This window comes from Streptomyces sp. NPDC026377 (genome assembly GCF_055567715.1).
On the sequence record NZ_JBVHPV010000003.1, the window covers coordinates 203,733 to 229,908 of the forward strand.

The following is a 26,176-nucleotide window of genomic DNA, read 5'->3' on the forward strand; positions in this document are numbered from 1 at the left end:
CGACACGGCGGCGGCCCCGACCCGCACAGACCCATCCGATCCCCTGGGGGAGACGTGTCCACAGAATCGACCGCCCGCACCACTGAATCCCCGGCCGCCGCGACCACGCCGAACGGCGACGCGCCCCAGACATCCGAGGCCGCGTCGGTCCGGGTGGCCGAATCGGTTCGCCGGATCTGGGCCGAACTCCTGCAGATCGACGCCGAAACCATCGACGTGCGCCGCAGCGACTTCTTCGAGCTCGGCGGCTACTCCCTGCTCGCCCTCCAGGCCATCGGCAGGCTGCTGGAGGAGCGGGGCCTCGACGAGTTCGAGGCGGCGGAGCTGGAGGGCGCGCTGCTCAACCGTCTCTTCGAGGATCCGACGGCCCTGGCCCAGGCGGAGTGCCTGGTGTCCGCGCCGGCCGACGGCTCGGCGCGCGCCTGACAGCCACCCCCGCCCGCGACCAGGAGCATGGGCGACGCCGGGCGAGGGGTCACCGCCCCCGCCGGGCGGCGAGCGGTACGTCACCCCGGAAGCGATGAGTTCGTACCGCGGACCGGGTCTACCCGGTATGACACGCATCATCGCCGACATCTCGCTCTCCCTCGACGGCTTCGTCACCGGCCCCGACCCCGGCCCGGACAACGGTCTGGGCACCGGAGGCGAGGCCCTTCACCTCTGGGCGTTCTCCGAGGACCCCGAGGACCGCGGGCTCCTGAGCGAGGCGACCGCCCGCTCGGGCGCCGTCGTCCTGGGCCGTCGGCTCTTCGATGTGGTCGACGGTCCGAACGGCTGGGACGACACCACCGGCTACGGCGCCGGAGAGGTGGGCAAGCCCGCGTTCGTCGTCGTGACGAGCACGCGGCCCCGGTCGGTGCGGACCAGCAACCTCGACTGGACGTTCGTCACCACCGGGCTGCCCGACGCCGTCGCCGCCGCGCGCGAGCGTGCCGAGGCCGCGTCGGCGCAGAGCGGCAGGGACCTCGACGTCGTCGTCATGGGCGGCGGCGCCACGGTCGCCTCGGCGCTGGAAGCCGGACTGGTCGATGTGCTGTCGCTTCATCTCGCGCCTGTCATGCTGGGGGCCGGGACGCCCCTGTTCACCGGGGGAGCGCCGCGCTCGCTGGTGCGGCGGAGCGTGATCGCGACATCGACCGCGACCCACCTGACCTACGACGTCCTCTGACGGGACGGGACGGGACCGGACCGGGTGGGACCGGGCCGGGCCCACCGCGCCCGGCCCGGTCCGGTCCTGATCCGGCGCGCGTTCCCGGCGAAGTGCCCCGGCGGCCAGGCTGTTTGCCCTAAGGTCGGACCTGCATCGGCGGCCCTCCGCCCGCGGGGAGCGGGGCGCGGGCCTCAGGGGCGGCAGGCCGGGGGCGGTGGCGGGAGCCCCGCCCGGCCGCCGGAGCGAGGGGATCGGGCGTGAGCGCAGGCGAAGTGGGCCCCCGGGGCACGGACACGGGGCGCCGCTACCTCCTGGCCATCGGCGTCTCCCAGTACCGGTCGCCCGTCCTGGCGGACCTTCCCCGTGCCGGGGCGGACGCGGACCGCGTGGCCGAAGTGCTCGCGGGCTTCGGGTACGAGCGCGTCCTCGCCGAACTGGGAACCTCGCCCACCACCGAGCAACTGTGGTCCGGCGTGACTCGCTGGACACGACAGGCCCGGCTCGGCCTGGACGACGTGCTGGTCGTGTACTTCAACGGCCACGGTGCCGGTGACGGGCAGCGTCTGCGTCTGCTCGCCTCGGACAGTGAACCGCGGCGCGTCTTCGCGTCGCCGGCCGCCGACGACCTCACCGCCCTGGTCGCCGAGAGCGGTGCGGGAAGCGCCCTGACCGTTCTCGACGTGTGCACGGCCCGGGCCGACGTCCCCGGCGAGGCCGGTTGGCCCATGCCGCACCTACCGGCGCAACACCCGTACCGCGCCTACCACTTGATCACGCACCACCGGCACCCCCACGACGGCACCGGGTCCCTGGCGGACGCCTGGACGTACGCGCTCACCCATCCCAGCGCCGGGACGAGGCAGCGCTACCTCCTCGTCACCGACGTGCTCCAGGACATGCGCCACCACCTCTCGTCCGACGGGGGGACGGACGAGGGGCCGCTCTATGCCGGGCACCGGACGGGGGAGACGGAACCCTTCTTCCCCAACCCCCGATACGTACCGAATCTTCCGCCAGACACCCTCGACCCCGAGGGCTTGGCCCGGCTGCGGCACAAGTACCGCGACCATTTCGAGCCGCGCGGCCGTGGCGTCGCGCACGCCGCCGAACCGGGCGACTTCTTCGTGGGGCGGACCGAAGCCCTGGCGCGGATCGCCTCGTGGGTGCGGACGGCCCCCGGCACCGCGGTGCCCCCGCTCGTGGTCGTGGGCGAGCCCGGCGCCGGCAAGTCCGCCCTGCTCGGCCGCTTCCTGGCGCTGACCGACCCCGACAGCCCCGCCAGGATGAACACCGCGCCCGAGACGCTGCCGCCGCCGGGGCTGGCCGTCATTCCGGTCAGCGGCCACGGTGTCAGCGGTCTGCGGTCCCTCTGCGACGACCTGGCCGCCGCCCTGGGCCGACGCCCCGGCGCGGCCCCGTGGGACGTGTTGGGGGCGCTGAGCGCGCGGACCGACCCCGTCGTCGTCGTCCTCGACGGCCTCGACGAGATCGCGCCTTCCTCCTACGACGAGCCGCTCGCCGGCTTCGTGCGCGGGCTCGGCCGTGTCCCGGCGGTGCGGCTCCTCGTCGCGACCCGCGCGGAGCGCCTGGGGTCGCTGGGCGCGGAAGTCGAGGTCCTCGACCTCGACTCGCCCGAGTACCGCGACGAGGACGCCCTGCACCAGGTGGCCCACCGCCTGGCCCGGGACCCCCGCCAGGTGCCGGACGCCCTCGCGGAGCTCAGGCGCGACGCCACCCGCGACAGGGAGCACTCCTTCCTGATGCTGCACCTGCTGGCGGCGGGTGCGCTGACGGCCGACGGCATACCGCAGGACGCCGGGGACCTCCCGGCGCTGTTCCGGGGTCTGCTCCGGCGTCTCGGCCCGGACGAGGCCCGCTCGCTGCGCCTGCTGTCGCCGCTCGCCTACGCGCAGGGAACGGGCCTTCCGTACGGGCTGTGGGCGCCGTTGGCGGAAGCCCTCACCGGCGAGGTGTGCGCGCCCGGGGAGCTCGAGGGATTCCGCGACCGGGCGGACGACCTCGTGGTCGACAGCACTCGCCCCGACGGCACCCCGGTCCACCGGCTCTTCCACGTCGCGCTCATGGAGTTCCTGCGGGCATCCGACGACGAGCGGGAACAACAGCGGCGCATGGCACGGGGACTGACCCGTCTGGTGCCGCGCACGACCGACGGACGGCGCGACTGGGCCGCGGCGGACCCGTACATCCTCGAACACCTCGCCACCCATGCCGCGGCAGGACGGATCCTCGGCGAACTGGTGCGGGACAGCGCCTACCTGGGCCATGCGGTGCCGGGACCGCTGCTGCGGGCGCTCGCGGACAGCGGCGCCGACGACCCGGCGGCCGCGGCACCCGCGGAGCAGGGCCTGGCCGTCACCGCCCGGCCCGCGCCGACCGCGGACGAGGACCTGGGTGTCGAGGACGCCGCCGACGAGGACATGAGCACGGACGAGGACGTGGGCACCGACGCCTACGGGACCGACGTCTACGGGACCGAGGACGAGGGCTTCGACAGCGACGTCTCTTACCGCGACGTCCACGACCTCGAGGACGACTTCGGCTCGGTGGCCGCCGCCGAACTGGCCGCCGCCCAGGTGCTCTCGGAGCGGCCCCGCGTCCTGGTCGTCGCCACCGAATGGTCCTCGGGCCGCGGGGGGCTGAGCACCTTCAACCGGCACCTGTGCGTGGCGATGGCGACGGCCGGCGCCCAGGTCTTCTGCATCGTGCTGGACGCGGACGCCTCGGAGGTGACCGACGCCAAGGAGAAGGGCGTCACCCTGCTCACCCACCCGGGAGCGCCGGGGGCCCCGGACTACGGCCGGCTCACCCGTCGGCCCACGCTCCCGCACGGCGTCCAGCCCGATCTGGTCATCGGACACGCCCGTATCACCGGACCGGCCGCCGCCCACCTCACGGAGGACTTCTTCCCGCGCGCCCGTCGGCTGCACTTCGTCCACATGGCCCCGGACGAGATCGAATGGCACAAGCTGGGTGAGGGCGTCGACCGCGCCCGGCAGGCGGAGGAGCGCACCGACATCGAGCGGGAGCTGGGGGCGACGGCCCACCGGGTCGTCACGGTCGGCCCCGCTCTGCAACGCCGCTTCAGCAACGAGCTCTGGGACGCGGGAGTGCCCGAACCGCTGCGCCTGGACCCGGGCTTCGATTCGCCCCTGTCCACCGGACAGCCCGGCGCGGCGGGCCCTTCGACCGCTTTCGCCCGCCGCAGGCCCCCGCCGGCCGGGCTGCACAAGGTGCTGTTCGTCGGCCGCACCGAGGACGTCCGGCTCAAGGGCGTCGACCTCGCCGCCCGGGCCTGCGGCATGGTGCACGAACTGCGGGCCAGAACAGCGGGGGAGCCCGTCGAGCTGTTCGTGCGCGGTGCTCCACCGGAGAAGGCCGACGAACAGCAGCAGCTCATCCGCGACTGGTCGGGCTGTCCCGGCCTGCGCGTTGTCGTACGGCCCTACTCCGCCGACCCGCGCAAGCTGGAGTCCGACATGCTGCGCGCCGGACTGGTGGTGATGCCGTCCCGCTCCGAGGGCTTCGGCCTGGTCGGGCAGGAGGCCATCCTGCGGGGCGTACCGGTGCTCGTGAGCGACCAGAGCGGACTCGCGCAGCTCCTGCGCGAGCAACTGCGCGCCGACGCCGACCACCTGATCGTTCCCGTCACGGGCGACTTCGAGGACGACAGCCGGGAGTGGGCAGCGCGGATCGAGAAGTGCCTGACCGGCCGGGACGAGGCGTTCGAGCGGATGCACTTCGTACGCGGCCGTCTCGCCGCCGCGGTCACCTGGGACGCCGCCGCCCGTCAGGTCCTGTCCGAAGTCCCGCCCCGGACCGGCGAGGTCCCGTCCTGGACCGGGTGACGGGATGCCCTGCCCGCAGGCCGGCTGCCCGGGGCGCCCCCCGGCAGTCCCGGGTAGCGCCTACGCCCCGTAGTAGGCGGGGCCTCCGAAGCGCCGTACGGCCCGGTGCATCAGCCGCGCGGTGCCGGCGCAGTTCGCGAGGGCGTCCGGGTGGTCGGCGCAGATCCGGAGCATTTCCTCCAGGAACCGGTCGTCGACGTGCCTGCGCCGGGCTTCGGTGGGATCCAGTCGCAGCCGCTGCCCGCCGTAGTTGTGGTAGCCGAAGTCGTGGATGACGCAGGCGCGGTGGAAGAACTGCGCCCACAGGCGGGGAGTGGGGGGCGAACAACCGTCGGTGCTCCAGTCGAAGGGCTTCTCGTGCCGTCGTGCGTAGGCGGGGAACTCGCGGTAGTTCCTCGCCTGAAGGAAGTCGGCTCGCCTGCGCACCTGTTCGGTGTACGTGGTCTGTGGCTCCCGGGATGCCGTCCCGGGAGGGGTGTCCACCGCCCCGTACGCGGCATTCGGCACGGCGCCGAGCAGGAACGATCCGCAGAGGGCGAGCCCGGCGAGCATGCGGGCCGCGGCGCGGCGGGGGGTGTGCGGTCTCATGCGGGTCCTGTCCGGGGAGCGGGCGCGGGGGTGACAGGCGGCTACCTGGCGTGGACGATGGTAGCTGTGGGTGACCCCCGTGGGCGGTTGCCCGGCCGCGTCTGTCGTCAGCCGTCGCCCGCCCCTATCCCGACCGGTGGCGCAGCGCCGTACGGACCTGGCGCAGCGAGGAGACGCCCGTCCAGATGACCGGCAGCACCACCCCTGCCTTCAGCCAGAACCACACCGAGCCGGGCTCCGGGTGGGCGAGCAGGTCGTACACCCACCCGACTCCGATCGCGCACACGGCCACGGTCGGGACCAGCCGGGTGCGCGCCGCGCGGCCCGTGCGCCCCGGGGTGTCCGCCAGCCGCAGCGCGTACACCTCGACCGGACCGAACTCGTCGGCCGCGCCACCGCCGGACGCCCGCAGATGGTCCCGGGCCTCCTCCCGGCAGCGGGCCGCGGCGGCGCGCGGGAAGCCGTGCCGCCCTCGCAACAGCGTTTCGAGGCGCGCCAGCCAGGCGTCGTCACCGACCGGCTCCCGCGCCGCACGCCGCCCGAGGAACCAGCGCCCGGCCCGCTCCTCGGAGAGCCGGAAGCCCGCGACCACCAGTAGCGTCCCGACGCCGAACAACGCGGGCGCGGGCACCTCGGCCAGCGGCTCGGAGGGGACGGAGGTGAACAGGACGGCGGCCGTCACGACGAGCAGGAACACGGCTGTCAGCGCGATGCGCCAGGCCCGCGGCCGCGCGGCCGCCCGCAGTTCGGGCAGCACCCCGGACACCGTCACGGACAGCACCACCAGCAGCGCCCCGCCCGTCAGTTCGGGCCACCCCGCCGTGAGCCAGAACCCGTCGCCCACCCAGAGCACGATGCCGAACAGCGCGGCGTGGAAACCCGCCATGATCAACCCGGCCGTGAACCGGCCGCCGGCCGCCATCCCGTCCAGCCCGTCGGCGCTGCGCAGCTTCTCGCTGATGCGCTCCGCCGCGACCGCGTCGGCGTAGGCGTCCGGTTCGCCGACCGCCTCCCGTACGGGCACGCCCGCCTCCGCCGCGATCTCCCGCACCTCGGCGAGTACCTCGTCCGCCAGTGTGCGCGGCGGGTTGTGGCGGCGGACCAGCGCCAGTTGAAACTCCGCCGCCCACCGTTCGTCGTCCTGGTGCGTCCACACCGGCCGCTGCCCGGTACCGCGCCTCATCGGCCCTCACCCTTCTGGTCCGCGGGTGTCCTCGGTGCGGGGGAGCGGTCCCCGGCCAGCGCGCTCACCACGTCGTCCAGGGCGCGCCAGGACCGGTACTCCTGGGCGAGCCGGGTGTGTCCGGCGGCGGTGAGGTGGTAGTACTTCCGCCCCGGTCCGCCGTCGCCCGCGCTCCACCGCACCTCGACCGCACCCTCTTCCTCCAGCCTGCCCAGAGCCGGGTAGAGGGTGGCCGCCTTGAGGCCCCCGAGCCCGGCCTCACCGAGGCGCTGGATCAGGGCGTAGCCGTAGCTCTCGCCCTCGGTGGCCAGCACGCCGAGCAGGCACAACGGCAACGACGCGCGCAGCCACGCGGCTTGGACGTCCGGCACGATCCCTCCCCAGCACCCGACTAGTTGAGTACTGAGAATAGTCGAAGAATCGGAAGAGCTGTCCAGGGGCGGGGGAGAGAGCACACTCCGCCACCGCGCCGCGCGGCCGGCGGTTCACAGAAGCTGCGCGCGGTGGAGCAGGGTGCGCAGGGCCTCGGGCCGCAGCGCTGCCCGCGCCGCGTTGGCGCCCGGCGCTCCGTGCACCCCGCCGCCGGGATGGGCGGCCGCGGAGGCGAGATACAGCCGCTTGACGGGGGTCTCCGGGCGGCCGGTTCCGGGTACGGGCCGGAAGATCGCCTGCTGGTGCAGGGCGGTGGTGCCGTTGTTGATGGCCCCGTTGTGCAGGTTCTCGTTCATGGCCTGGAGCGTGGTGGGGGCCAGGATCCGGCGGGCGCGGACGAGGGCGCGGAAGCCGGGGGCGAAGCGCTCCACCTGGGCCTCGACCCGGTCGGCCATGGCCTCCTGCTCGTGGGCGTCCCAGCGGCCGGTGATGCCGTCCGGCCCGGCGTCGCCGGTGATGCGCTGCGGGAGGTGCGTATAGGCCCATGCCGACTCCGTGCCCGCGGGGGAGCGGCTGGGGTCCGCCGTGGTCATCTGGCCGAAGAGGGCGAAGGGTTCGTCCGGCACCTGTCCGACCGCGAGCTGGCAGGCGTACCGGGTCAGGGCGTCCACGCCGTCGCTGAGGTGGACCGTCCCGGCCCCGGCCGCCTGCGGCGCCGTCCAGGGCACGGGCCCGGACAGCGCCCAGTCGACCTTGAAGGTCGCGAAGTCCCACTGGAAGCGCTCCAGGTCCCGCAGCAGCCGGGACGGCAGGTGCTCCTCACCCACCAGATCCCGGTACAGGGCCGGTGCCGAGACATCGGCCAGCACCGCCCGGCGCGCGCCGATCTTCTCCCCGGCGACGGTCCTGACGCCCACCGCCGTTCCGCCGCGCACGACGACCGTCGCAACGCGCTCCCCGCAGCGCAGCACACCGCCGTGGCGCCGCAGACGGCGGACGAGCGCGCCGGTGAGCGCCCCGGCCCCTCCGACGGGCACGGGAAAACCGTGGCTCTGCGCCAGCATCGACATCAGCCAGCCGAACCCGCCGCTTCCCGCGGCCTCCGGCCCCAGGTCCGCGTGCAGGGCGTTCCCGGCCAGCAGCAGCCGGCCCCCCTCGCCCTGGAACTGCTCCTCTCCCAGCCGGCGTACGGGAAGAGCGAGGTTACGGGCGAGCCGCAAGCCACTGGGCCCCCGCAGCCGCGCGGCCAGCCGCAGCCCGGAGCGGACCGGCGGGAAGGGCGTGAACAGGGTCCGTACGAGATCCGGCCCCACCCGGCGCCACATCGTGTACATGTCCCGCCAGGCGTCCGCGTCCCCCGCGGCGAACTCCGCCAGGCCGGCGCAGGTGTCCTGCGCGCGGCGCTCCAGCACGGCACACCGGCCGTCGCTCAGAGGGTGGGCCAGCACGCGCGGGGCGTGGCTCCAGCGCAGGCCCTCGGCGGCGAGATCGAGCCGGGCGAGTACCGGAGAGGCGGCGGCCAGGGGGTAGAAGGCGCTGAAGAGGTCCGAGACGTAGTCGGGATGGACGCCCCGGTCGCTGCGGACCGCGCCGCCCGGCTCGCTCTGCGTCTCCAGGACCTCCACGCTCCACCCGGCGTCGACCAGCAGGTTGGCCGCCACCAGCCCGTTGGGGCCGGCGCCGATCACCACGGCGTCAGGCATGGCGTGCTTCGGCGTGGTTCTTCTCCACGAGCGTGGCCAGGCGGCCCAGCATGCCCCGGTGCCGGAGCTGGAGCACTGCCTCGACCGCGGGGTTGTGGAAGGTGCCGCCGAGGCCGTGCAGGGGGTGTTCGTCGCAGACGAGCAGCGTCTCCTCGCCCCAGGGCCGCAGCTGGAGCAGGATCCTCGCCGTGCCCAGGTTCTTGACCACCGCCTCCATCTCCAGCTCTTTCACCGGTTCCTGGTGGCGGACGACCGTGACGCCCTTCAGGGACCACGGACCCAGCTTCAGGGTGAAGCCCAGCCGCGACCCCACCTCGGGCCACGTGTGGTCGAGCGGTGTGGAGTGGGAGGGCCCCACCACCCACTCGCCATAGCGCCTCGGATCGCACAGCACGGCCCACACCGCCTGCGGGGGACGTCGGACCAACCGGTGACGGACGGCCATGAGGGAGTCCTTTCACGAGGGGATCTCCGGCCAGTGAAGCACCCGGGGAGGTGGTGTGATCAGCGGTCCGACGGGGTCCGACCGGGCGGGAGAAGGGGAGCCGAGGCCCGGTCACCAGGTCCGGTTGCCGTGATCCGGGCTTGGATGCACTGTGTGGAGGAGGTCGAGCAGTTGGTGCAAACGGGTGTCGGCTGCCGCACGATTACCCCGTGCGTTCCGGGGCACATGCGTGACATCGAACATACCTCCGTACACGTTCCGTGGCTCAGGTAAGGAGAAGCCCCATGCTGATGGCGCACCCCGCGGTACTGAAGGACCTGGTCGAGCGGTACGAGACGCTGCGGACGCTGTACGCGCAGGAGGGCTCGGCCGAGGTGGGGCGGCGCATCGAGGACGTCACCTACACCCTGTGCGTGTCCACGGGCACCCGCGACATCGAGGCCGCCCTGGCCGCGGCCCACCGCCGGCTGAGCAGCGCCCGCGCCGAGGGCGACTTCGCGCTCGTCGGCTGAACCGTCCCCGCTCGCTCGTCATGGACGTCGTCCCGCTGCCGACCCTCACCGGCCTGGATGCCGTCACCTCGCTGGTGGCCGGTCGCCGGGACCTCTATGTGCGCTGGTCGTGCGGGCCCCAGTGGGACCTCACCAGCGTCTCCAGCACGGATGACCTGACCGGCATCCAGCTGCCGGGTCTGTCCGCCAGCGCGCTGGGTGTCGAGGAGTGGTGGGGCGACCGTCCCGCTCGCGTGTGGGTCGCCCGGCGTCTGTACGACTACTGCCACCTGCCCGCCGTGAAGGACCCGGCCACCCGGCCCTGGATCCTGCGCGGCAGGGAGGTGGGCCGGGGCCCGGACAACGAGCCCCTGGTCATCGACGTGGAACCGCTCGCCTGGATCACCGACGACGTGATCGTCGAAGCGGTGGACATCATCAGGAGCCTGCCCGGCCGATGGGGTCCCCTCGACCGGGACATCGCGAACCAGGCGCAGTAGACGGACGGCAGCCCGGTAACGGTCACCCTTCCGTTGCCGCCCTTCCGTCTGCTGGACCCCGTCCTCACTCCTCCGTCTGCTGGACCAGGGCCGCGTGCGCGAACTGCAAGGCGTCCGCCACGGCCAGAGCGGTCAGGCCCCCGGTCACCGTCCGCGTGGCCCGGGGCCACACCCCCTTGGCACCGGTGAGGGTGGTCACGATCCACACGCTCAGGCAGAACGGGCAGCTGATCAGCTCGCCGATGGTCTGCCTGCCGGGTTCGTCGCTCGGGGTCTCGTTGAGCTCGCTGGGCGCGCCGGCGCCGTCCACTTCGGTGAACGGGGCGCGCAGCGGCCGGGTGACCGTCGCCTTGCCGATCAGACGACTGAGGCGGAACGTCGCCGCCGCGGTGAGCAGGACGTCCCAGGGTTCGGGGGCGGCCGGCAGCGGTCGCCCCCGGCGCCGCAGCAGCACGGCCCAGCCGGCCGTGTATCCGCCCCACGCGGCCAGAGCACCCAGATGCCCGCCATGGGACCGCAGGTCCTGGAGTTTTCCCATCGAACCCCGCCTCGTTCTGCCCGGTGGGCCAGTCGATCGTCTGCGCGGCCCTGTGACACGCGCAGACCTCGTGTACCCGGTCCGGTTCCCCGCACGCGCCTTCTCCGTGGCGTCACATCGTTTGACGCGGGGTGAGAGCCAACTGAGTTATCCGCGGCGCGAAGCCTTCGTTTCGCGTCAGTTTCCGTAGTACATCTGTAGGCCGCGCGTAGGACCCGCTGTGGTGGGTACTGACGCCTCCGCCCAGGCACCCAGGCGGCAGATCCGACCAAAGGAAGCGTCAATGGGGACTACAACCGAGCCCGTCGCGCCGATCCCGGTAAGGGGCCGTACGCGCGGCCAGGTGCTGGTTTCGTGGCTGACCACCACCGACCACAAGAAGATCGGTCATCTGTATCTGATCGCGTCGTTCGGGTTCTTCCTCATCGGCGGAGTCATGGCGCTGGTGCTGCGCGCCGAGCTGGCCCGCCCCGGCCTGCAGATCGTTTCCAGCGAGCAGTACAACCAGGTGTTCACCCTGCACGGCACGATCATGCTGCTCTTCTTCGCGACCCCGACCTTCGCGGGCTTCGCCAACGCGATCATGCCTTTGCAGATCGGCGCACCCGATGTGGCGTTTCCCCGGCTGAACATGCTTGCTTTCTGGCTGTTCCTGTTCGGCGGGCTGATCGTGGTGGGCAGTCTGCTCACGTCGGAGGGAGCCGCCGACTTCGGCTGGACCGCCTATACGCCCCTCAGCGGCGGTGAGCGTACGCCGTTCGTGGGCGGCGATCTGTGGATCATGGGTCTCGCGCTGTCCGGGTTCGGGACGATCCTCGGTTCGGTCAACTTCGTGACCACCATCATCTGTATGCGCATGCCCGGTATGACCATGTTTCGGATGCCCATCTTCACCTGGAACGTCCTGCTCACCTCGGTGCTGGTGCTGTTCGCCTTCCCCGTGCTCGCGGCGGCGCTCCTGGTGCTGGAGGCCGACCGGCGTTTCGGGGCCCAGGTGTTCAACGCGGAGAACGGCGGCGCCGTCCTGTGGCAGCACCTGTTCTGGTTCTTCGGGCACCCGGAGGTCTACATCATCGCGCTGCCGTTCTTCGGCATCATCACCGAAATCATCCCGGTGTTCTCCCGCAAACCCATCTTCGGATACATCGGGCTGGTCGGTGCCACCGTCTCGATCGCCGGTCTCTCCGTGACCGTGTGGGCCCACCACATGTTCGCCACCCAGGCCGTCCTTCTGCCGTTCTTCTCCTTCATGACATTCCTGATCGCCGTGCCCACGGGGGTGAAGTTCTTCAACTGGATCGGCACGATGTGGAACGGATCGCTGTCGTTCGAGACACCCATGCTGTGGTCGATCGGATTCCTCGTCACCTTCCTCTTCGGCGGTCTCACCGGCATCATCCTGGCCTCCCCGCCCATGGACTTCCACGTCACCGACTCGTACTTCGTGGTGGCCCATTTCCACTACGTGGTCTTCGGGACGGTCGTCTTCGCCACATTCGCCGGTTTCTACTTCTGGTGGCCGAAGTTCACCGGCACCATGCTCGACGAACGCCTGGGGAAGATTCATTTCTGGACGCTTTTCGTCGGATTCCACACCACGTTCCTCGTCCAGCACTGGCTGGGCGCCGAAGGAATGCCGCGACGGTATGCCGACTATCTGGCCGCCGACGGGTTCACGGCCCTGAACACCCTTTCGTCCATCGGCGCCTTCCTGCTCGGCGCCTCCACGCTGCCGTTCTTCTACAACGTGTGGAAGACGGCGAAGTACGCGCCCCGCGTCACGGTCGACGACCCATGGGGATTCGGCCGTTCCCTGGAGTGGGCCACCTCCTGCCCGCCGCCACGGCACAACTTCTCCACCCTGCCCAGGGTCCGCTCCGAGTCCCCGGCCTTCGACCTCCACCACCCGGAGATCACCGCCCTGGACCCGGCGCGCCACAGCGGGCGGGACATCATCGACGAGGACGACGCCGTCCGGCCCGCGTCCGGCCCGGACCACGGCAAGTGAGGGGTGAAAACGCGCCGTTGACGTGAGTGCGCGCCCGGACACGTCCAGGACGGACATGGAGCGTGACCGCGGGGGTACTTCGCCCACTCACCCCCGATGAGGAGGACCGGAGTGACCTTCAACCCGCTCGAACAGCGCGGCATCCCGCTGGACCGCCAGTTGCGCAACTGGCGTGAGCTCGACGTCAAGCCCATCGACCCCGACCACTGCCACCCGTACACCCGCTGCCGCATCATCACCATGAACGGCATCGAGGTCGAAGCGATCATGTTCAGCCACCAACTGGCGCGCCACACCAAGGATCCCGAGGTGAAGCGGCAGCTGGCCCGGACCCGCTACATCGAGGCGCAGCAGCAGAAGGTCGTGAACTGGCTGCTGCCGGGGGTGTCGTCGGTGCTGGAGACGACCATCGCGTACGAGCAGGTGGCGGTGGATCTGACGGCGTGGATCGCGCGGATGGAGCCGGATCCGTATCTGCGCCAGGCGTACCAGTTCGGTGTGCTGGAGGACTTCGACCATCTGTACCGGTACGCGAACCTGTACGAGATGATCGAGCACCGCAAGGCGGAGTCGATCGTGGACGGGCTGACCGAGGTCATGCCCGGCCGGCCCACCCGCTTCCACCACCGCGACCCCGTCGACAACGTCCGCGACCCCTACGCCAAGGACGAGACGAATCCGCTGTCGAAGCTGCACGCGTTGACGGTCATGTCGGCGGAGCAGCAGACGATGAACTTCTACATGAACACCGGCCCCACCTACATGGAGCCGATCGCGCGCCGGCTCTACCAGGAGATCGGGCTGATCGAGGAGGAGCACGTCACCCACTACGAGTCGCTGGTCGATCCGGGGGAGACGTGGTGGGAGCAGTTGGTCAACCACGAGTACAACGAGTGCTACCTCTACTACTCGTTCATGGAGCAGGAGAGCGACCCCCGGGTCAAGGCGGTCTGGGAGCTGCATCTGAACATGGAGCTGGAGCATCTGCACATCGCCTGCGACCTGATGCGCCGTCACGACGGCCGTGACCCGGAGTCGGTGCTGGCGCCCGAGCTGCCGAACGTGCTGACCTTCGAGCCCAACAAGGGCTATCTGCGCGAGCTGCTGGACACCCAGATGGATCTGACGACGCTGGGCGCGGGATATGTCCGCGAGGCACACGAGCGGTTCGAGCGGATGCAGGAGCGGATCCACGGCGGTGAGGCGCCCCCGAGCGATCGCGTCATGGTGGAACACGAGGCGATGTTCGGCCGTGAGTACCGCCTCCAGACCGAGGGCGAGCACCCCGATCCCTCCCAGCGCGAGAAGTGAGGCACGGCGGATGAGTGAGCTCACCACCCCGCACGCCGGAGACGACCGGGCTTCCGACACCGACGTGGTGTCATTGCTGATGCGTCAGCACGGTGACATTCGCAATCTGTTCGACGAGGTCGAGGCCGGTACCGGAGAGGAGCGGCGCGAGGCGTTCCGCCGCCTGGTGCGGCTGCTCGCGGTGCACGAGACGGCCGAGGAGGAGGTCGTGCACCCCTTCCTCCTTGGGGGAATCGTCGGCGGCAGGCAGATCATGGAAGACCGGCTCGCCGAGGAGAGGGCGGCCAAGGAGACGCTCTCGGAACTGGACGACTACGACACCGACGACCCGAAGTTCCTGCCGCAACTACTGAAGCTGCGCCAGGACGTCCAGAAACACGCACGCGCGGAGGAGCGCTACGAGTTCACCCACCTCCGCCGCAGCACCGACGTCACCCAGCTGGTGGCGATGGCCAAAGCCGTCAAGGCCGCCGAGGCCGTGGCGCCCACCCGCCCTCACCCGGGGGTGGAGTCACGCGCGGCCAACCTGGCCCTGGGGCCCGTCGCGGCCTTGGTGGACCGCACCAGGGACGCCGTGCGCAAGGCCATGGACGGCTGAACCGGCCCGTGTCACCGGGAGTGGGTCCCGTCCGCCTCGGTCCTCTCCGCCCGGTCTCCTGACGGCGACAGTGACGGCGACGGCGACAGTGACGGCGACGGCACGGTTGACGGTCCGGGCCGGGGCGCCCGCCACCGGTCCGGACCGTCAACCGCCGTACGTCACGGCCTGGCGAGCAGCTCCAGCGTGTCGATGACCCGGTTGGAGAAGCCCCACTCGTTGTCGTACCAGGCGACCACCTTGATGTGGCGGCCGTCCACCCGCGTCAGGGCGGAGTCGAAGATCGAGGAGGCCGGGTTGCCGGTGATGTCCGAGGACACCAGCGGGTCCTGCGAGTACTCCAGCACGCCCGCGAGCGGCCCCTCGGCCGCCGCGCGGTAGGCGGCCAGCACGTCCTCGCGCGTCACATCACGGGCGACGGTCGTGTTCAGCTCGACGATAGAGCCCACCGGCACCGGCACCCGGATCGAGTCGCCCGACAGCTTGCCGTCGAGGTTGGGCAGGACATGGCCGATCGCCTTGGCCGCACCCGTGGTGGTCGGCACGATGTTGACCCCGGCGGCGCGGGCGCGGCGGGGGTCGCGGTGCGGGCCGTCCTGGAGGTTCTGCTCCTGGGTGTACGCGTGCACGGTCGTCATGAACCCGTGCTCGATGCCCGCGAGTTCGTCGAGCACCGAGGCCAGCGGGGCGAGGGCGTTCGTGGTGCAGGAGGCGTTCGAGACGATCGTGTGCGTCCCGGGGTCGTACGCGTCGGTGTTGACCCCGAACGCCAGGGTGACGTCCGCCCCCTCGGACGGCGCGCTGACCAGGACCTTCCGCGCGCCCGCGTCCAGGTGGGCGCGGGCGGCCTTGGCCGAGGTGAAACGGCCCGTCGCCTCCAGTACGAGGTCCACGTTCAGCTCGGCCCACGGCAGGGACGCGGGCTCGCGCTCGGCCAGCACCTTGATGCGGTGGCCGTCGACGACGAGCGTGTCCCCGTCCACGGTCACCGGGCGGCCGAGCCGGCCGGAGGTGGAGTCGAAGGCGAGCAGGCGCGCGAGGGCGGCGGGCTCGGTGAGGTCGTTGACGGCGACGACCTCCAGATCACTGTCGCGTTCGAGCAGCGCGCGCAGCACGTTGCGTCCGATACGGCCGAATCCGTTGATGGCGATGCGAGTCATGAGTGATGTCCGTCCCTTCGGTTCGCCACCAGCCTCGCGCGGCAGGAACGACGATGGCAGTGGCGTGAGCGCCACGGTTCGCAAGGATCTCGCCAATGGGGCGTCAGTGGTCCCGGAAGCGCGGACTCCACTGGTGCCGGGCCCCTTACTGCCCACGCGTGAAGGTCCGCCGGTACTCGGTGGGCGTGGTCCCGAGCACGCGCTGGAAGTGCAGCCGCAGATTCGCGCCCGTCCCCAGTCCCACGTCCGTCGCGATCTGCTCGACGCCGCGCTCCGAACGCTCCAGCAGCTCACGTGCCCGGTCGATGCGGGCGCGCATGACCCACTGCATCGGGGTGTACCCGGTGTCCTCGGCGAACCGCCGTGAGAACGTCCGCGCCGACACCGCCGCGTGCCGGGCCAGCGCCTCCAGGGTGAGGGGCTCGTCCAGGCGGTGCAGCGCCCACTCCCGGGTGGCGGCGAACCGCTCGCCCAGCGGCTCGGGCACACTGCGCGGCACGTACTGCGCCTGCCCGCCACTGCGGTACGGTGCCGCGACCAGGCGCCGGGCCGCGTGGTTGGACGCGGCCACACCGAGGTCCCCGCGCAGGATGTGCAGGCACAGGTCGATGCCCGAGGCGGCACCCGCCGAGGTGAGCACCCTGCCCTCGTCCACGAACAGGACGTTCTCGTCCACCCGTACCCGGGGGTGCTTCTCGGCCAGCGCCCGGGTGTAATGCCAGTGCGTGGTGGCGCGCCTGCCGTCGAGGAGCCCCGTGGCGGCGAGCGCGAAGGCGCCCGTGGAGATCGCGGCGAGCCGGGCGCCCCGGGCGTGGGCGGCGACCAGCGCGTCCAGGACGTCCCGGGGCGGATCCTCACGGCCCGGGAACCGGTAGCCGGGGACGAAGACGAGATCGGCCCAGGCGAGCGCGGAGAGGCCGTGGGCGACGGAGTAGGACAGTCCGTCGCCCCCGGTCACGAGCCCGGGGGCCGCCCCGCACACCCGTACTTCGTACGGCATGCTGGCGCGGGTCGTGAACACCTGCGCGGGAATGCCGACATCGAGCGGCTTGGCGCCTTCGAGCACGAGGACGGCGACGCGCCGCAGCGGGGAGGAGGGTGGCACGGGACAAGCGTACGAGGGCGGTTGGCGCCGGACGGCTACGGCGTCCCTCGGCGCGCGGCCCGCGCGCGGATGGCGGAAAGGGCTTGCGGGGGTGCGTGGAGGTGCGGGAGGGGCTGGCTTCGTATCGGGAGGCGTGCGGGCGGTGCCGTGCGCTCCGTGCGTCCGGCGCGCGCGGGGTCGTGCCGCCCCGGCTCTCAGGGGCGGCGCCAGTCGTCGCTGGTGAGGTGGGATCCGGCCATCGGGCCCATCCGGAGCATGCCGCCGTCCACGCTGTAGGACGCGCCGGTGACGTAGGAGGCGTCGGGCCCCGCGAGGAAGGCGATGACGGCGGCGACCTCCCGGGCGTCCCCGGGGCGGCCGAGCGGAACGCCGGGACGGTGCGTGGAGTGGACGTCCGCGTCCTCCTGGCCGGTCATCGGGGTGGCGATCTCGCCCGGGGCGACCGCGTTCACCGTGATGCCGTGCTCGGCGAGTTCCAGGGCCATGGTCTGGGTGAGCAGTCCCAGGCCGCCCTTGGCCGCGCAGTAGGGGGCCGCTCCCACCCGGGGCTGGTGTTCGTGCACCGAGGTCACGTTGATGATCCGGCCTCCGTCACCCTGCTCGATCATCCTGCGGGCCGCCTTCTGCCCGCACAGGAACGGACCCACCAGGTCCACGTCCAGGACCCGGCGCAGATCGTGCTCGCTGAGGTCGAGGAACGGCGTGGCGGTGCCCGTACCGGCGTTGTTCACGAGGACGTCCAGACGGCCGAGTTGGGAACACAGGTCGTCCATCGTGTCGAGGGCGTCCGGCAGCCGGGTGAGGTCCATGCGGCCCACCACCGCCCGGCGGCCCGTGGCACGGACCTCCTCGGCGGTCTCCTGGGCGCCCTTCTCGTCACTGTGCCAGGTGATGGCGACATCCAGACCCGCCTCGGCCAGGCGGACGGCCGTGGCGCGGCCGATCCCGGAGTCGGATCCGGTCACCAGGGCGGTCTTGGAAGCGGTCGGGGTGGGGGCGGACATCCGGATCTCCTCGTGGTCGTGCTTCGGCCTCACTTCTCACGTGATGCATCGCTGTACCCGGCAGGCATACGGGGCAAACGCGGCACGGTGTCGAAGGGCGGGGCCGGGCCGTCGCACGTCGGCACGGCGCCCCGGCGGGCGTGCAGCGCCTACCGGGGCGAAGCGCTTTCTCGAGACGTCACACGGTCAGATGCGCGATGTCCCGTGGATCGAGCCCGGTGAGCTGAGCGACGCGCGCGGCCGGCACGCCCGCGGTCAGGGCCCGGTGGACGAGTGCCTCCCAGTCCTCGGTCGTCTCACGGAACTCCAGCAGTTCGCTCTCCAGCTCCGTGACGGACTGGGGCGCGCACTCCTGCTGCACCCGTACGGTCTCCTCCTCGCTCAGTGGCACCGGCAGGCGTTCGGCTTCCTCCGGGATGAACCCCTCAGCCCCGGCGGGCAGGATCCGGACGTGTTCGGACGAGGCGGAGACCCCGTGCGCCTGGAGCCAGCCGTGGACGGCCGGCGTCTGTGAGCATTCGAGCTCTCCGACGGAGGCCAGGGCGGCCCCCAGCCGGGGGTGCCGCTCGGGAAGGAGGAAGAGGTAGGCGTCGTCGGCCATCGGGGGCAATCGCTTTCTCTAACGGACACAACCTCGCACGATGCTACGCCCCGTGGTGTCCGCCTCTTTGCCGCCATGGTCCTCACCGTGTGGGCGCGGGGCAGTGGGGGAGAGAGGGGCGGTCCTTCGTACGGACGGCGGGCAGCCACGCGGTGACGGGCCGCGCCGCTGCGGTCCCGGTGCTCGGCAGGCGGACGCGGAACCAGAGGGTGGAGCTCAGGTCCTCCTCGTCGATGACGGGCAGGCCCCGCGGCAACTGGCATTCCGCGGCGAGGACATCACCGTGCCACACCCGGGTGGGCACGACGTTGCCGGCGGTGTAGGGCCGCAGCGGGTCGATCGCCAGGCCCAGGCTGCACTGGCGTTCGCGGTCCGAACGCTCCTGGCAGCCCCGCTCGGCGTTGAACACCCGTACGTGGGCGGTCCCTTGGCCGGATCCGTTGCCGCCCGCCGCGTACGCCCAGAGCGCGGCGCCCGCCGCCGCGCATCCGGCGACGGCGAGCAGGACGGTTCGGCGCAGACGGCGCCTGGCGCTGGACCGGCGGGGGAGTGCGGTGCGGGAGGGCCCGGTGCCGCCGTCGGCGGTATGCGCCCGGATGCGTTCGAGGAGGCTTTCGGCGGTGTGCGGGGCGCGCTCCGCGTGGGTGGGGGCGAGGCAGTCGGCGGCGAGGTCCCGCCAGAAGCCGGGCAGGGCACCGTCCATCCGTAACGCCGCGCGGCCCTCGGCGTACTCCTGAACGGCCGCGCCGCGCGCCGTCGGTGTGGCGCCGGGGAAGGGATAGGAACCCTGGGCGAACACCTCGTGGACGACGATGCCGAGCGCCCAGATGTCGGCGCTGGGACGCATCTGGATGCCGCGCTCCGCGAGCGGCTCGTGCCACCGCTCGGGCGGAAGGTAGTCCAGGGTGCCCATCGGGGCCGTCCAGCCGTGGGTGCCGGTGAGCTCGATGGCGAAGCCGAAGTCGGACAGGCGCACTTCGCCGTCCCGGCCGATGAGGATGTTCTCGGGCTTGAGATCGGCGTGCACCCAGCCGCTGCGGTGCATGTGCTGAAGACCCTCGCAGATGCCCGTGACGAGCCGGGCGCCCTCGGCCTCGGTGACCGGGGCCGCGAGCAGTTCGCGCAGGCTGCACCGGGCCCGTTCCATGACGAGGACGATCGCCCCGTCCAGGGACGGCCGGTCCGGCGCGCTGAGGACCAGGGAGTCGAGGAGCCGGACGAGTCGGGGGTGGCCCGCCCCGCGGCCCAGTTCGAGTTCGCGGCGGGCGGCCTCGGCCACGCTGCGCGCCTGGCGGGGCGCCAGTCCGGCGGTCGGCATGACCTTCAGGGCGACCTCGCGGTCCTCCGGCTCGTCCGCGTCCGGCCGCACGTCGTTCCCGGGGCCCTCGTCGGTGCCGTCCGCGGCACGCCCGGCGTAGACGGTGGCCCAGCCGCCCGCGCCGATGGGTTCGCCGACGATCCAGGAGCCGATGCGGTGGCCCGCCGGCAGGAGTTCCGGCTCGCCGCTGTCCGCCGAAAGCCCCCTGCTCCGCACCATCACCGCGTCCTACCGTCCGCGCTCGGCCGGCTCGGTGCGCGCGGGTAACAGGGCGAGGTGCTCCTCCCGCACGATCCCGAACTTCAGGGCGAGGGCGACGACGGCCTCGCGCTTGCCGTTGCGGCGGGCCGCGCGATCGGCACCGTCCGGTTCGGTGACCGCGGCGATGCGCAGCTTCTCGTCGGCGAGGTAGTCGATGTGCGAACTGACCGCGCGGGCCGTCAGACCCGCCCCGGAGCCATGGCCGGCGAGCCGCTCGACGATCTGCGGGGTGGTCGGCACGGCCACCGGTGACCGGTCGCGCAACCAGGGCTCGCAGAGCGCGACGAGCACCAGGAAGTACGTGGAGCTCTCGTCCAGGGAGTACGCGGTGAGGGTACGGCTCTCCCAGGATCCGCCGCCGAGCGCGTGCGGGTCCAGATAGACGTGGTCGGGCGCGAACACCTGGAAGGAGAGCGGGGTTTCGCGACGGGAGGGCAGCACCACCCGGGCGAACTCGAAGGGGATGGGCGCGCCGACGCGGCGCGGCGGCACGCGCAGGTACTCTCCCGCACCCTCCGGGTTCTCCACGAGATAGCCGTGGGTGGCGCTGAGGTTGCTCAGCTGCCAGTGGTCGTCCGTCGCCCGGATCTCCCCGGCGAGGCGGGACACCGACTCGTCGTCGAGGCGGAGTTCGACGGGTGTACGGGCCGAACCGCGGCCGAAGCGGACGCGCTCTCCCGGGCCCAGCCGCAGGGTCACCGCGTCGTCGCCGTCCTGCTCCGGCCGATGGATGACTATCCCGCTCACCGCTCCCCCGTCCCGCGCGCCGACCGTCCCCGTTGTCCGACACAGCGAACGTTACCGCCTGTCCACGGCGTTTCACCGCGTGGCTTGCGCCACTTCGGCGCGCGTCCGTCACGGGCCGGGACAATGAGGGGGGTGGTAGGGGAAGGGCGGCGCGGACGGGGTCAGGGGGCGATGGGGCGGGTGCCGAAGGCGGTCCAGGGACGCCAGCCCCCGCTGGGTCTGTCCTGGACGCGGGTGCGTATCCGGCCGTCCTCGGTGACGGCGAACAGGTGCAGCCGGCCGGTCGCGTCGGCCGCCGCCGCCGGCGGGGTGGCGGCGAGTCCGAGTGCGGCCTCGGTGATGTCCTCGGCGGCGGCCCAGGCGCCGCCGGGGGAGAGTTGCCAGCGGTGGGTGAGCCGCTCGCCGCCGGGAGCGAGGGCGAAGCATTCCAGGCGGCCGTCGGCGCCGGGGACGAGCACCGGGGCCGCGGCCGACCAGCCGGACAGCGCCTGCCAGTCGTCCCAGCCGCCGCTGGGTACCGACTGGCGCCGCTGGAAGGCCGCCACACCGGACGGACCGATCGCGGTGACGGTCAGCCGCCCGCTCCCGTCGCGGCTCACCCGCGGGGCCGCGCCGGCCGCCGTACCGAAGCGGTCCCACGGGGACCAGGCGCCGCCCGGTGTCTGCTGCCAGCGGTGCAGGATGGCCGTGCCGCCGCGCGTGAGGGCGAAGACCTCCAGGCGCCCGTCGGCGTTGACGCCGACGACCGGCGGAGCTCCGAGGGGGCCGCCGAATCCCGCGTCCCACGGTTCCCAGGTGCGGGCGCCGGGCGACGTCTGGCGGCGGCGGGCGATCAGGGCGCCGCCCGGGCTGAGGGCGAACACCTCCAGCCTGCCCTCGGCGTCGCGGGCGACGGCGGGCGCGGCTCCGGCCGGGCCGCCGAACTCCTCCCACTCCTCCCAGCCGCCGTCCGGGCGCTGCGCCCTGTGGTGCAGCTGGGCGCCCGCCGGGGCGAGCGAGAACACCTCCAGGCGGCCGTCGGTGGCGCGGCCGAGCGTGGGCACCGCCCCGGCAGGACCGCCGAACGGCTCCCAGTCCGACCAGGTGTCGCTGTCCGCGTCGAGCTGGACGCGTCGCAGCATCGAACGGTCGGCGGCGTCGAGGGCGAACACGGTCAGACGGCCGCGGACGTCCAGGGCGGCCACCGGATTGTCCGGACTCGGCCACACCGCAGGCGCGTCCTGCCAGGTCATCGGTGCGACGCGCAGTCCGTGGCGGAACCACCCCGCGGCACTGGCGTACCAGTCGCGCCCGTCGGTGACCGGTTCGACGGCGTGGCCGGGGACGTGGCCCGCGTATCCGTCGAGGGTGAAGCGGAAGGGGTCGCGGGAGGCCAGCACATCGGTGCCCTCGTAGCCGCCGCGCGGTCCGATGAACAGGTAGAACCAGCCGTCGCGTTCGACGACGTACGGCGATTCGGTGACCGACACCCCCTGGGCGGCGGTGCTGTCGTCGGTGAACGCGGTGCCGGGCGCGCTCCAGTGCAGCAGGTCGGGGGAGCGGCGCCAGCACACGAGGTGGTGGCCGTCGGCGGAGAGTTCGGTGTAGTACATGACCCAGTCGGCGCCGATCCGCACCACCATGGGGTCGCGGGCCGCCCGGCCCCGGAACAGCGGCCCTGACGGCACGCGGGTCCAGCTGAACAGGTCGGTGGAGGTGGCCAGGTTGATGGCGGCTCCGGCGCTGCCGCCCGCGGCGTAGAACATCCAGTGGGTGCCCGCGGCCTCGATGACGTGCGGTGCCCACAGGTGCTGCTCGCCGTAGTAGGCGGGGTCGACGGTCAGGGCGTCGGGGTGGCTGGTCCACGGGCCGTGGAGCTCGGGCGCGGAAGCGTGGGCGAAGGCGGTCTCGATGCCGCTGTCCGGGGCCTCGCCCGGCGCGGCGCTGTCGCCGACGATCGCGAAGAGGTGCCAGTGGCCGTCCCTTCGCAGAAGGCTGTGGTCGTTGAGGTAGCGGCGTCGGCCGGGTGTGGACGGGTCGTGGACGGGGGCGAAGGGGCCGGCGTCGATCCACTGGTGGGCAGGGACGTCGGCGGGGGCGGCTGAGGCGGTGGCGAAGGTACGGGCCGCGAGCGGGAGCACGAGTGCTCCCGCTCCGGCCGTACGCAGCAGGCGCCGCCTGCTGATCGGATGCATGGCTCTTCTCCGACGGGACCGTTGGGACGGTCAGTTGACGGCGGGACCGGGACCGGTGTTGAGCCAGGCCCATTCGGACCAGGTCGACACACCGGTCTGCCACTTGTGGTGGACGCCGGCGCGGCTGGTGCCGAAGACCTCGATGCGGCCGTCGGCGTTGGTGGCCGCGGTGACTTCCGTACCGCCGCCTCCGAACGTGTCCCATTGGCCGTACGGGGCGTTCACGCCGGTCTGCCACAGGTGCTGGGCAACGCTTCCGTTGATGGCGAAGACCTCCACCCGGCCGTCGGGCGAGCGTTCGCTGCTGATCTGGGAGTCGGCGGGTCCGCCGGTCGGCTCCCATCCCGACCAGCTGGTGGGGTTGGTCTGGTACCGGTGGAAGACCCCGGCCGGTCCGGAGGCGAAGACCTCCAGGCGTCCGTCCTGGTTGTGGTCGACCGTCACATCGCGGCCACCGCCACCGAAGTCCTCCCAGCTCGACCAGCCGCCGTTGACGGCCGTCTGGTACTGGTGCTGGAAGATGTCACCGTTGATCGCGAAGACTTCCAGGCGTCCGTCGGAGGACTTCTCCATCTCGATGCGGCTGTTGGCGGGGCCGCCACCCGCGGGCTCCCAGCCCGACCAGCCGCTGTTCGGTGCGTTCTGGTAGCGGTGGAAGACCCCGGCCGGGCCGGAGGCGAAGACCTCCAGTCGGCCGTCGCCGTTGGCGCCGACGGCGATGTCCTTGCCCCCGCCGCCGAAGTCCTCCCACCCCGACCAGGCGCCCGAGGGTGCGAGCTGGTAGCGGTGCTGGAAGACGTTGCCGTTGATGGCGAACATCTCCAGACGTCCGTCCGCGTTCGGGCCGATGGCCAGTTCCGCGCCGCCCGGTCCGCCCAGGGGCTCCCAGTCGGACCAGCCGCCGTTGACCCCGAGCTGCCAGGCGTGGTGGACGCCGTCGGCTCCGGCCGCGAAGACCTCCAGACGGCCGTCCGCCGAACGGGCCGACACCACCCGCCCCGACTCCGCCGGGTACACCAGCGGGCTCGGCCCGGGCTCGTGATGGCCCAGCCGGTCCACCGCTGCCCGTGCCTCGTCCATGTGCCGCAGGTGGGCGCCCGCGTTGTAGGTGGACCACTGCCGCCAGTCGGTGCCCTCGGAGGAGATACGGAAGGCCGCGTTCGCGTTGCACTGGGGGTCGAACGCGCAGTTGTCGTCCACCTCCCGGTGCCAGTGGTCGTTGATCTGCCACAGGCCCCGGTCGGTGGAGGGGGGCTCGTTGTTCTGGACGTTGGTCGCCGTCGGGTTGCAGCTGGATTCGGCGAGGGCGACCGCGATCGCCGTCACCAGGCTCTCGCCGCGGAACCCGGCGTTGTAGCCGACCTGGGCGCACAGATCGCTCGGCGCGGCGTGCGCGGGGGAGGCGCCGACCAGGACGCCCGCCCCGAGCAGCAACGAGGTCAGGGTGGCCAGGACGGCTCGACGGGGCGCGCGGTGAGCGCGCTGGACAGTTCTCACGTGCGGTCTCCTCAATTGACGGCAGGGCCGGGGGTGTTGTTCAGCCACGCCCACTCGGACCAGGTCGCGAAGCCCGTCTGCCACTTGTGGTGGACGCCGGCGCGGCTGGTGCCGAAGACCTCGATGCGGCCGTCGTCGTTGGCCACCGCGGTGACCTCCGTACCGCCGCCCCCGAAGGAGTCCCATTGGCCGTACGGGGCGTTCACGCCGGTCTGCCACAGATGCTGGGCGACGCTGCCGTTCATCGCGAACACCTCCACCCGGCCGTCCGCCGTGCGCTGGCTGCTCAGTTGCGAGTCGGCGGGTCCGCCGGTGGGTTCCCAACCCGACCAGCTGGTGGGGTTGGTCTGGTACCGGTGGAACACCCCGGTCGGCCCGGAGGCGAAGACCTCCAGGCGTCCGTCCTGGTTGTGGTCGACCGTCACATCGCGGCCACCGCCGCCGAAGTCCTCCCAGCCCGACCAGCCGCCGTTGACAGCAGTCTGGTACTGGTGCTGGAACACATCGCCGTTGATCGCGAATGCTTCGAGGCGCCCGTCGGGCGATTTCTCCATCTCGATGCGGCTGTTGGCGGGGCCGCCGCCCGTGGGCTCCCAGCCCGACCAGCCGCTGTTCGGTGCGTTCTGGTAGCGGTGGAAGACCCCGGCCGGGCCGGAGGCGAAGACCTCCAGTCGGCCGTCGCCGTTGGCGCCGACGGCGATGTCCTTGCCCCCGCCGCCGAAGTCCTCCCACCCCGACCAGGCGCCGGACGGCGAGAGCTGGTAGCGGTGCTGGAAGACGTTGCCGTTGATGGCGAACATCTCCAGGCGTCCGTCGGCGTTGGGCCCGATCGCCAGCTCTGCCCCGCCGGGGCCGCCCAGGGGCTCCCAGTCGGACCAGCCACTGTTGACGCCCAACTGCCAGGCGTGGTGGACGCCGTCGGCTCCGGCCGCGAAGACCTCCAGACGGCCGTCCGCCGAACGGGCCGACACCACCCGCCCCGACTCCGCCGGATACTCCAGCGGCCTGGGATGCGGGCCGGTACCGGGCGTACAGGGCATGTCGATGCCGCGTTCCGCCAGATACGGGATGGGGTCGGTCCCCACGCTCGCGCTCGGGTCCGTCCAGACCCGCAGATGCAGGTGCGGGCCGGTGGCCTCGCCCTCGCTGCCCATCAGGGCGATCTGCTGGCCGGCCACCACGTGGTCACCCACCTGGACGTCCCGCCGGTACATGTGGCCGTACTCGGTGATGGTGCCGTCGGGGTGCTGGACGCGGATCCACTGGCCGTAGCCCGGCTCGTACCCGGAGATCGTCACATCGCCGTCGCCGACGGCGTAGATCGGGGTGCCGCGTTCGTTGGCGACATCGATGCCGTTGTGGCTGGAGCTGTAGTACTGGGAGATGAAACCGGTCGTGGGGCAGGCGCCGGTGAATCCGGCGGCCCGGGCGGTCGGCTGCGCACCGGGCTCGGCGGCTCCCGCGGCGGGAGCGGAGGCCAGCAGGCCGAGCAGCAGGGCCGCGACCGTCGCGAGGCCGAGGCGCGGCGCGCGCCGCGGCGACGTGGTGTGCGACAC

The 26,176-nt window shown here is 72.3% G+C and carries 23 protein-coding genes; 8 read left to right on the forward strand and 15 right to left on the reverse strand.

What is annotated here, in order from left to right:
• Window positions 1-54 precede the first annotated feature (54 nt).
• From ACZ4MU_RS08605 to ACZ4MU_RS08615, 3 genes are all read left to right on the forward strand, one after another.
• Window positions 55-426 carry a phosphopantetheine-binding protein gene (locus ACZ4MU_RS08605; RefSeq protein WP_467872709.1) on the forward strand — a complete coding sequence of 124 codons (372 nt, stop codon included), beginning with the start codon at window positions 55-57 and terminating at the stop codon, window positions 424-426.
• Window positions 427-553: 127 nt separating this feature from the next.
• Window positions 554-1,168: a dihydrofolate reductase family protein gene (locus ACZ4MU_RS08610; protein ID WP_467872711.1), complete on the forward strand. Its 615-nt coding sequence runs from the start codon at window positions 554-556 to the stop codon at window positions 1,166-1,168.
• 239 nt (window positions 1,169-1,407) lie between these two features.
• The gene (locus tag ACZ4MU_RS08615) at window positions 1,408-5,016 is read left to right on the forward strand and encodes a glycosyltransferase (protein ID WP_467872713.1); all 3,609 of its coding nucleotides are present in this window, start codon (window positions 1,408-1,410) and stop codon (window positions 5,014-5,016) included.
• Between the two features lie 60 nt (window positions 5,017-5,076).
• Here ACZ4MU_RS08615 and ACZ4MU_RS08620 read toward each other — a convergent pair whose 3' ends face one another.
• The 5 genes from ACZ4MU_RS08620 to ACZ4MU_RS08640 form a co-directional block, all read right to left on the reverse strand.
• On the reverse strand, window positions 5,077-5,604 hold the full coding sequence (locus ACZ4MU_RS08620) for a phospholipase A2 (RefSeq protein WP_467872715.1): 528 nt from the start codon (window positions 5,602-5,604) through the stop codon (window positions 5,077-5,079).
• Between the two features lie 124 nt (window positions 5,605-5,728).
• On the reverse strand, window positions 5,729-6,787 hold the full coding sequence (locus ACZ4MU_RS08625; RefSeq protein ID WP_467872718.1) for a hypothetical protein: 1,059 nt from the start codon (window positions 6,785-6,787) through the stop codon (window positions 5,729-5,731).
• Entirely contained in the window at window positions 6,784-7,158 is a 375-nt protein-coding gene (locus ACZ4MU_RS08630; protein ID WP_467872721.1) for a PadR family transcriptional regulator, read from the reverse strand. Before ACZ4MU_RS08630 ends, ACZ4MU_RS08625 begins: the two co-directional genes overlap by 4 nt.
• Before the next feature lie 114 nt (window positions 7,159-7,272).
• Entirely contained in the window at window positions 7,273-8,862 is a 1,590-nt protein-coding gene (locus ACZ4MU_RS08635) for a phytoene desaturase family protein (RefSeq protein ID WP_467872723.1), read from the reverse strand.
• Window positions 8,855-9,307, reverse strand: a complete 453-nt coding sequence (locus ACZ4MU_RS08640) for an SRPBCC family protein (protein ID WP_467872726.1) — start codon at window positions 9,305-9,307, stop codon at window positions 8,855-8,857. The genes ACZ4MU_RS08635 and ACZ4MU_RS08640 overlap by 8 nt, the downstream gene beginning before the upstream one ends.
• 284 nt (window positions 9,308-9,591) lie before the next feature.
• Here ACZ4MU_RS08640 and ACZ4MU_RS08645 point away from each other — a divergent pair, with 284 nt between their 5' ends.
• A complete protein-coding gene (locus ACZ4MU_RS08645) occupies window positions 9,592-9,819 on the forward strand; it encodes a DUF5133 domain-containing protein (protein ID WP_467872728.1) in 228 nt (75 codons plus the stop codon).
• A gap of 20 nt (window positions 9,820-9,839) precedes the next feature.
• Window positions 9,840-10,298, forward strand: a complete 459-nt coding sequence (locus ACZ4MU_RS08650; protein WP_467872731.1) for a DUF6098 family protein — start codon at window positions 9,840-9,842, stop codon at window positions 10,296-10,298.
• Window positions 10,299-10,362: 64 nt separating this feature from the next.
• On the opposite strand, the gene ACZ4MU_RS08655 is transcribed toward ACZ4MU_RS08650, so the two are convergent.
• Window positions 10,363-10,836 carry a DUF1360 domain-containing protein gene (locus ACZ4MU_RS08655; RefSeq protein WP_467872734.1) on the reverse strand — a complete coding sequence of 158 codons (474 nt, stop codon included), beginning with the start codon at window positions 10,834-10,836 and terminating at the stop codon, window positions 10,363-10,365.
• A gap of 283 nt (window positions 10,837-11,119) precedes the next feature.
• Here ACZ4MU_RS08655 and ctaD point away from each other — a divergent pair, with 283 nt between their 5' ends.
• The 3 genes from ctaD (at window position 11,120) to ACZ4MU_RS08670 (ending at window position 14,753) form a co-directional block, all read left to right on the forward strand.
• Complete coding sequence (gene ctaD, locus ACZ4MU_RS08660; RefSeq protein ID WP_467872737.1) at window positions 11,120-12,844, forward strand: aa3-type cytochrome oxidase subunit I; 1,725 nt, start codon at window positions 11,120-11,122, stop codon at window positions 12,842-12,844.
• Between the two features lie 111 nt (window positions 12,845-12,955).
• Window positions 12,956-14,155, forward strand: a complete 1,200-nt coding sequence (locus ACZ4MU_RS08665) for a hypothetical protein (RefSeq protein ID WP_467872739.1) — start codon at window positions 12,956-12,958, stop codon at window positions 14,153-14,155.
• A gap of 10 nt (window positions 14,156-14,165) precedes the next feature.
• Complete coding sequence (locus ACZ4MU_RS08670) at window positions 14,166-14,753, forward strand: hemerythrin domain-containing protein (protein WP_467872741.1); 588 nt, start codon at window positions 14,166-14,168, stop codon at window positions 14,751-14,753.
• A gap of 161 nt (window positions 14,754-14,914) precedes the next feature.
• Here the strand turns inward: ACZ4MU_RS08670 and gap are convergent, their stop codons facing one another.
• The 9 genes from gap to ACZ4MU_RS08715 all read right to left on the reverse strand — a co-directional run bounded on the left by gap (window position 14,915) and on the right by ACZ4MU_RS08715 (window position 26,176).
• Window positions 14,915-15,913, reverse strand: a complete 999-nt coding sequence (gap, locus tag ACZ4MU_RS08675) for a type I glyceraldehyde-3-phosphate dehydrogenase (protein ID WP_467872743.1) — start codon at window positions 15,911-15,913, stop codon at window positions 14,915-14,917.
• 145 nt (window positions 15,914-16,058) lie between these two features.
• Window positions 16,059-17,018, reverse strand: a complete 960-nt coding sequence (locus tag ACZ4MU_RS08680; RefSeq protein ID WP_467872746.1) for a GlxA family transcriptional regulator — start codon at window positions 17,016-17,018, stop codon at window positions 16,059-16,061.
• A gap of 194 nt (window positions 17,019-17,212) precedes the next feature.
• Window positions 17,213-18,022, reverse strand: coding sequence for an SDR family oxidoreductase (locus tag ACZ4MU_RS08685; RefSeq protein ID WP_467872749.1), 810 nt, complete (start codon window positions 18,020-18,022; stop codon window positions 17,213-17,215).
• A gap of 178 nt (window positions 18,023-18,200) precedes the next feature.
• The gene (locus ACZ4MU_RS08690; protein ID WP_467872752.1) at window positions 18,201-18,623 is read right to left on the reverse strand and encodes a DUF6003 family protein; all 423 of its coding nucleotides are present in this window, start codon (window positions 18,621-18,623) and stop codon (window positions 18,201-18,203) included.
• Between the two features lie 82 nt (window positions 18,624-18,705).
• Window positions 18,706-20,160 (reverse strand): serine/threonine-protein kinase, encoded by a 1,455-nt coding sequence (locus ACZ4MU_RS08695; RefSeq protein ID WP_467872754.1) that lies wholly within the window; start codon window positions 20,158-20,160, stop codon window positions 18,706-18,708.
• Window positions 20,161-20,169: 9 nt separating this feature from the next.
• The gene (locus tag ACZ4MU_RS08700; RefSeq protein ID WP_467872757.1) at window positions 20,170-20,949 is read right to left on the reverse strand and encodes an FHA domain-containing protein; all 780 of its coding nucleotides are present in this window, start codon (window positions 20,947-20,949) and stop codon (window positions 20,170-20,172) included.
• A gap of 161 nt (window positions 20,950-21,110) precedes the next feature.
• Window positions 21,111-23,123 (reverse strand): DUF8189 domain-containing protein, encoded by a 2,013-nt coding sequence (locus tag ACZ4MU_RS08705; RefSeq protein ID WP_467872759.1) that lies wholly within the window; start codon window positions 23,121-23,123, stop codon window positions 21,111-21,113.
• A gap of 30 nt (window positions 23,124-23,153) precedes the next feature.
• The gene (locus ACZ4MU_RS08710) at window positions 23,154-24,620 is read right to left on the reverse strand and encodes a DUF8189 domain-containing protein (RefSeq protein WP_467872762.1); all 1,467 of its coding nucleotides are present in this window, start codon (window positions 24,618-24,620) and stop codon (window positions 23,154-23,156) included.
• 11 nt (window positions 24,621-24,631) lie between these two features.
• Window positions 24,632-26,176, reverse strand: a complete 1,545-nt coding sequence (locus ACZ4MU_RS08715) for a DUF8189 domain-containing protein (protein WP_467872765.1) — start codon at window positions 26,174-26,176, stop codon at window positions 24,632-24,634.

Excerpts from the sequence above, each read along its gene's own strand:
- ACZ4MU_RS08610 (WP_467872711.1), top strand. The coding sequence starts at position 554 with ATGACACGCATCATCGCCGACATCTCGCTCTCCCTCGACGGCTTCGTC.
- ACZ4MU_RS08620 (WP_467872715.1), bottom strand. The coding sequence starts at position 5,604 with ATGAGACCGCACACCCCCCGCCGCGCCGCGGCCCGCATGCTCGCCGGG.
- ACZ4MU_RS08625 (WP_467872718.1), bottom strand. The coding sequence starts at position 6,787 with ATGAGGCGCGGTACCGGGCAGCGGCCGGTGTGGACGCACCAGGACGAC.
- ACZ4MU_RS08635 (WP_467872723.1), bottom strand. The coding sequence starts at position 8,862 with ATGCCTGACGCCGTGGTGATCGGCGCCGGCCCCAACGGGCTGGTGGCG.
- ACZ4MU_RS08640 (WP_467872726.1), bottom strand. The coding sequence starts at position 9,307 with ATGGCCGTCCGTCACCGGTTGGTCCGACGTCCCCCGCAGGCGGTGTGG.
- ACZ4MU_RS08645 (WP_467872728.1), top strand. The coding sequence starts at position 9,592 with ATGCTGATGGCGCACCCCGCGGTACTGAAGGACCTGGTCGAGCGGTAC.
- ACZ4MU_RS08650 (WP_467872731.1), top strand. The coding sequence starts at position 9,840 with ATGGACGTCGTCCCGCTGCCGACCCTCACCGGCCTGGATGCCGTCACC.
- ACZ4MU_RS08655 (WP_467872734.1), bottom strand. The coding sequence starts at position 10,836 with ATGGGAAAACTCCAGGACCTGCGGTCCCATGGCGGGCATCTGGGTGCT.
- ctaD (WP_467872737.1), top strand. The coding sequence starts at position 11,120 with ATGGGGACTACAACCGAGCCCGTCGCGCCGATCCCGGTAAGGGGCCGT.
- ACZ4MU_RS08670 (WP_467872741.1), top strand. The coding sequence starts at position 14,166 with ATGAGTGAGCTCACCACCCCGCACGCCGGAGACGACCGGGCTTCCGAC.
- gap (WP_467872743.1), bottom strand. The coding sequence starts at position 15,913 with ATGACTCGCATCGCCATCAACGGATTCGGCCGTATCGGACGCAACGTG.
- ACZ4MU_RS08685 (WP_467872749.1), bottom strand. The coding sequence starts at position 18,022 with ATGTCCGCCCCCACCCCGACCGCTTCCAAGACCGCCCTGGTGACCGGA.
- ACZ4MU_RS08690 (WP_467872752.1), bottom strand. The coding sequence starts at position 18,623 with ATGGCCGACGACGCCTACCTCTTCCTCCTTCCCGAGCGGCACCCCCGG.
- ACZ4MU_RS08695 (WP_467872754.1), bottom strand. The coding sequence starts at position 20,160 with ATGGTGCGGAGCAGGGGGCTTTCGGCGGACAGCGGCGAGCCGGAACTC.
- ACZ4MU_RS08705 (WP_467872759.1), bottom strand. The coding sequence starts at position 23,123 with ATGCATCCGATCAGCAGGCGGCGCCTGCTGCGTACGGCCGGAGCGGGA.